We start from the raw sequence: 2,369 nt of genomic DNA, 5'->3' as shown, positions 1-2,369 counted from the left end.
GGGAGCCGCTGGTCCTCGGCGGAGTACGGCCCCGCGCACTGGAGGGAGCGCGGGAGACGGAGGAGCTCCGGCTCGCCCCGCACGCGCTCACCCCGGAGATGCTCACCTCGCTGGCCCTGACCACCGGGTCGGCCTCGATGGAGCGGGTGCGTGAGGGCAACGCCATCGACGCCGGGGGGCTGGTGCCGGACCTGGCCCCCGTCAACAGCTGGACGCGGAAGGTCGGCGAGGTCGACCCCGTCGAGATGCTCGAAGTGCAGCTGTGCAACGTGAGCGCGCCGTTCATGCTCGTCGACCGCCTGCGCCCCGCCCTGGCGGCCTCGTCCGCGCGGCGCACCTACATCGTCAACGTGTCCGCCATGGAGGGCGTCTTCGGACGCGGCTACAAGGGCGCGGGCCACCCGCACACCAACATGGCCAAGGCCGCGCTCAACATGCTCACGCGGACCAGCGCCCAGGAGATGCTGGAGACCGACGGCATCCTGATGACCAGTGTCGACACGGGCTGGATCACCGACGAGCGGCCGCACCCGGACAAGGAGCGGATCGCCGACGCCGGGTTCCACGCGCCGCTGGACCTGGAGGACGGGGCCGCGCGCGTGTACGACCCCGTCGTCCGCGGCGAGCTCGGCGAGGACCTGTACGGCTGCTTCCTCAAGGACTACGCGCCCGCCGCCTGGTAGGCCTAGTCCACATGGCCGCCCCGGTAGGCCCAGGCGGCGACCTCGACCCGGTTGCGCGCCCCCAGCTTGTTCTGGACGCTCGCCAGGTGCGTCTTGACCGTGCTCACCGTGACGTACAGCTCCGCGGCCACCTCGGTGTTGGTCAGTCCGCGCGCCACCGCGCGCACGATGTCCAGCTCCCGGTCGGTCAACCCGGCCGTGTCCCTCCTCGGCCGCGGACCCGTCTCGGCGAAGTGCCGCAGCAGCCGGACGGTGATCCTCGGGGAGACCATGGCGTCGCCCCGGGCCGCCGCGCGCACCGCCTCGATCAGCAGCGCCGGGCCCGCGTCCTTGAGCAGGAACCCGACGGCCCCGCCGGTCAACGCGGCGTGGACGTACTCGTCCAGGTCGAACGTGGTCACCACGACCACGCGCAGCGGGTCGGCCACCCCCGGACCGGCCAACCGCCGGGTGGCCTCCAACCCGTCCACCCCCGGCATGCGGATGTCCATGAGCGTCACGTCCGGGCGCAGTTCCCGCGCCAGCCGCACCGCCTCGACCCCGTCGCCCGCCTCGCCCACGACCTCGATGTCGTTCTCGGCGTCCAGCATGTAGCGGAACCCGGTCCGCACCATCTGCTGGTCGTCGGCGAGCAGTACCCGAATCGTCACGCGTCCTCGTCTCCGTTCCGGCCGTCCGACCCGTCGCCGGACAGCGGCAGCCACGCCCGTACGACCCACCCCCGGGTCCGGCCCGGCGGACCGGCGGTCAGTTCTCCGCCGAGCAGCCTGGCCCGTTCGGCCATGCCGACCAGACCGTAACCGCCGCCCACCTGGACCCCGGCTCCGCGCCCGTCGTCGTGGACGCGCAGGCGCACACCGTCGTCGAGCACCTCCACGACCACGCTCACCCGTTCGGCGCCGCGCGCGTACCGCAGCGCGTTGGTCACCGACTCCTGGGCGATCCGCAGAATCGCCGTGCCGACGGCGGGCGGCAGGTCCGCCACGCCGCCGCTGGTGTGCACGCACACCTCGGGACGCCCGGGCCGGGCGGGAGCGGCCAACCGGGTGAGCCCCTCCGCGGGGTTCGGGTTCAGGGGGGCGTCCTCGTGTTCCCGCAGCCGGGAGACCATACCGCGCATGGACTCCAGCGCGCGTGTGCCCGCGGCCTCGATCTCCGGCAGCGCCGCGCGCACCGTCTCCGGGTCGCGTTCGGCGATGTGCCGGAGGGCCTGGACATGGACCACGATCCCGGTGACCTCGTGGGCGACCACGTCGTGCAGGTCGCGGGCGAGGGACAGCCGTTCGTGCGCCCGGACCGCCTCTACCTGGGCGGCGTGCCGGGCCGCCCGCCACCGCAGGTACAGCCCGGGTGCCACTCCCATCCCGACGAGCACCAAGGCGAGGGAGAGCTGGTTCGACCAGTACGGCTCCCGCAGGTACTCGGACAGGAAGGCCGCGTACGCGGCCGCGGAGACGGCGCCGACCTGCCAGGCCCGGCAGCGCAGGGCCGTGAGCGCCAGCAGGAACAGCAGCGCGAGGACCTCGGACAGGGCGAAGGCGTACCCGAACTGCCCCTTGGGCGGGGACCACAGGACCACGGAGGTCGCCGTCACGGTGAGGGCGCCGCCGAGGCCGAGGAGCGCGGTCGAGGCCGCCCGGGTACGCGGTGGGAGCGCGACCAGGCAGAGGAGGACGAGCAGGGTGC

General features: G+C 73.7%; 2 protein-coding genes and 1 pseudogene. 1 reads left to right on the top strand and 2 read right to left on the bottom strand.

Going from position 1 to position 2,369, the window contains the following annotated elements; all coding sequences use genetic code 11:
• A pseudogene (locus D471_RS0123020) lies at positions 1–683 on the top strand (short-chain dehydrogenase); the annotation flags it as partial.
• Between the two features lie 2 nt (positions 684–685).
• On the opposite strand, the gene D471_RS0123015 reads toward D471_RS0123020, so the two are convergent.
• Positions 686–1,333, bottom strand: a complete 648-nt coding sequence (locus D471_RS0123015; RefSeq protein ID WP_017600799.1) for a response regulator — start codon at positions 1,331–1,333, stop codon at positions 686–688.
• Positions 1,330–2,369, bottom strand: a 1,040-nt coding sequence (locus D471_RS0123010) for a sensor histidine kinase (protein WP_017600798.1), incomplete at its 5' end; no start/stop codon positions are given. The genes D471_RS0123010 and D471_RS0123015, both read right to left, overlap by 4 nt.

This window comes from Nocardiopsis lucentensis DSM 44048, from assembly GCF_000341125.1.
GTDB lineage: Bacteria > Actinomycetota > Actinomycetes > Streptosporangiales > Streptosporangiaceae > Nocardiopsis > Nocardiopsis lucentensis.
Note: the sequence above shows the minus strand (reverse complement) of the source record. Positions and strands in the feature narration are given on the sequence as shown.